The sequence below is a fragment of the Reinekea sp. genome, assembly GCF_982785585.1.
Map to the genome: position 1 here is coordinate 81,333 of NZ_CEYAVF010000009.1, position 3,019 is coordinate 84,351.

The window sequence follows — 3,019 nt, forward strand, 5'->3', positions numbered from 1 at the left end:
TCCATCAATTCGGTCAGCTCGGCCCAAGTACCGACTAGGTTGCCGATGATGTTCTTTTCTGAAATCACTAAATCAACTGTCGGCACCTGAATATTTTCGCCATAACCAACGACATAGTAGCTACCGGCTGCACGAGTCATTTCAAGACCCTTGCGAGTTGTACCGTTCTCACCGACAAAATCCAATACTGCTTCGGCGCCGTGACCTTTGGTCAGCGACAGAACGGCATCTACTTCGCCACCGTCGGCTCGCACTAGGTGATCGGCACCACATTTACCGGCCAGTTCCAAAGAAGCGGCAGAGGTATCCACGACGATAATTTCGGCAGCACACATCGCGCGCAGTACTTGGATGGCAATATGGCCCAGACCGCCCGCGCCGATGACCACACAATATTGACCCGGCAGCAGATGACGCGTTGCTTTCTTGGCCGCGCGATAGGCTGTCAGGCCGGCATCGGAGTAAGGTGCAACTTCCTTCGGCAGTAATGATTTTGGCAGCTTGATGATGTTGCGCTCTGAGGTTACCAATGCTTCTGCGTAACCACCGTTGGAATCGAGCCCTGGGAAGGTGCCCTCACCGTGCATATCTTCGCCACGACGGCACGCTAGGCAGGTACCGTTTGAAATCTTAGGATGAACAATGACGGGATCACCCTTCTTGAGACCGACGACCTCTGGGCCAACGTCTTCAATCCAACCGGCATTTTCATGACCTAAGATGAATGGCAAAAGCTCATTACCCGTTGGGTCCATGTGGGGCCGCCAAATACCTTCAATTACGTGTAAATCGGTTCGGCAAACGCCAGCGCCACCGATCCGAATGATGACATCCGAACCCTTGGTGATAATCGGATCTGGAACATCTATATAGTCGACCCAAGACGAAGCTGTGAGGTCGTCATCGTACTTATGTAAAACTTGTGCCTTCATGGGACTCTCCGAAAATATAAAATATTGTGCTTGGTGAAGAGTCAAAATATATCCGTTTGGGCAAGCCATGAGTCATAAATGGGTGTTCAGTTTTTGCTTGGCCGGATCTTTTAGGTGTTCAAAAATAGAACAATGTTCCGAATTTCCTTTATTTCTAAGCCATTTACCGGCATCTTCTATTATGAATTAATTTCTGGGGGAGACTGTTTTGGAAACTGCATTCGAAAAAGCTCGCAACGCATTGGAGCTGCGCGGAAAATTCGCTTACGGCGCCGTGCCCGAGCCGATTGCAGACAGTTGGCGCCGTTGTATTCGACTCGGCCTGGACCCAGTGAGCAAGCCTGAGGAGTGCGTCGTATCCTACTCAGATTTATTCCAGCGCCGAGAAAAACTCGATCTAGTGTTGCGCCTGGTCAGGCCCGAACTGGAGCTGCTCAGCGCACAGATTGCCGGATCCAATTTTTTGGTGGCCTTTGCCGACCACGATGGCGTAGTGCTGGATCATATTCTTGACGAAGAATTCCGCACCTCGGTCTGCGGTAAGAGCATTCTTCCGGGTTCGATTTGGAGTGAAGATATACGCGGCACCAACGCCCTTGGATTGGCACTGCATACCGGCACGTCGTGCAATGTTACCGGTCGGGAGCATTATTTTGCGCGTGAGGGCAGCATTTCCTGTCTGTCAGCACCTATCTTTGATAGCAAAGGCCAGCTCATTGGCTTGCTCGATGCCTCATCTGAGGTCGCCGCACGCCAACATCACACCCTGGCGCTGGTCAATCTCGCCGCACAAAATGTCGAAAATCGGCTATTTGTCGACGATCATCGTGGTGATTACATTATCCAATTTCATCCCCGCCAAGAGTATTTGCAAACCCAGAACGTGGGCATGATCGCTTTTAATCAAGAAGGTCAAATTACCGGCGCTAATCGCCGCTCGAGTGAGTTATTGACCGGCATTATATTGACGAGCACACCCACTTATCAGGATGTCTTTAAGGGTCAATTTCGGATACTGATTGATCGCATCGGCAAAGGCGAAGTCGTACAAATCCGGGACTGGTTGCAGGCGGGATACTTTGCGCGCCTCAGGCTAACGCACTCTGCCAACAGCAAGCTGTCTAAGACCCAGATTTTTTTGCCGGCCGATCCAATCTATCGGCTGCACAAGACGACTGAAGAGTCGACCACGGGGCGAATTTTCACCGATGAGGCATTGCGTCACAACCTGAGGTTGGGTAAGAAATCGGCCCAGCAGGGCATGCCGGTGATGATCTTTGGTGGCCCAGGAACCGGCAAGAATTCGATCGCCGAAGAGATTCACGAGCAGTTACATCCGGACGAAAATTTTGTCCTAGTCGACTGTGCCACGGTAAATTTAGACTCAGTTGAGACACAACTTATCGCGCAAATGAAATCGAATTCTGTGGATGGCGCCCTAAAGCAAGACAAGATAGATTTAAAGCAAGGCGGTACGCTCTATCTCGATCGGGTCGATCTTCTGCCGGCAGACATGGTGCCGAGCCTAAACACCCTGCTCAACCGCTTACTGCATCGGCGCAATCCCTTGTTGGCCCAGGGTGAGTGGGTCATCCTCAGCAGCACACAGGCCGATGACGGCGAACAATATCCTCAAGGGCCCCTTGGCGATCTGTGCAAACGCTTAGCAGGCTTCTCGCTGTACTTACCCAAACTGCGCAACCGGTCTGATTTCCGGCTCTTGTGTTGCGCTATGCTGGCAACAATCTCACCGCAGCACTCGCTCTCCAGCAACGCCGTAGAAGCGCTAAAGGAGATTGCCGCAATCAATAACCTGTCCGATTTGGATTGGAGCGTGCGTACCCTGGCAATCCAACATCATGAGGGCGTTATCCGCACCGAAGGGGTAACTCGGATTCTAGGCCAGCGCCAACTCGATGTGGCGGCCTGCTCAAGCTGCACAGGCCATATGGTCAAGGAAGTTAAGTGCCTCGAAATTCGTAAAGTGATGCGTGAATGCAACGGCAATGTTGCCCTGGCATCGCGTCAGCTGGGGGTCTCCCGTAATACTGTCTATGCTCACGCGATAGGCTAGCGCATCGCTCATA

General features: G+C 51.9%; 2 protein-coding genes. One reads left to right on the top strand and one right to left on the bottom strand.

Features of this window, described 5'->3' with window-relative positions:
- A partial coding sequence (locus tag AC4FIC_RS05830; RefSeq protein WP_476194118.1) for an NAD(P)-dependent alcohol dehydrogenase occupies positions 1-932 on the bottom strand: 932 nt, incomplete at its 3' end.
- Positions 933-1,140: 208 nt separating this feature from the next.
- On the opposite strand from AC4FIC_RS05830, the gene AC4FIC_RS05835 reads away from it, so the two are divergent.
- Positions 1,141-3,006 (top strand): sigma-54-dependent Fis family transcriptional regulator, encoded by a 1,866-nt coding sequence (locus tag AC4FIC_RS05835; protein ID WP_100258085.1) that lies wholly within the window; start codon positions 1,141-1,143, stop codon positions 3,004-3,006.
- Positions 3,007-3,019 lie beyond the last annotated feature (13 nt).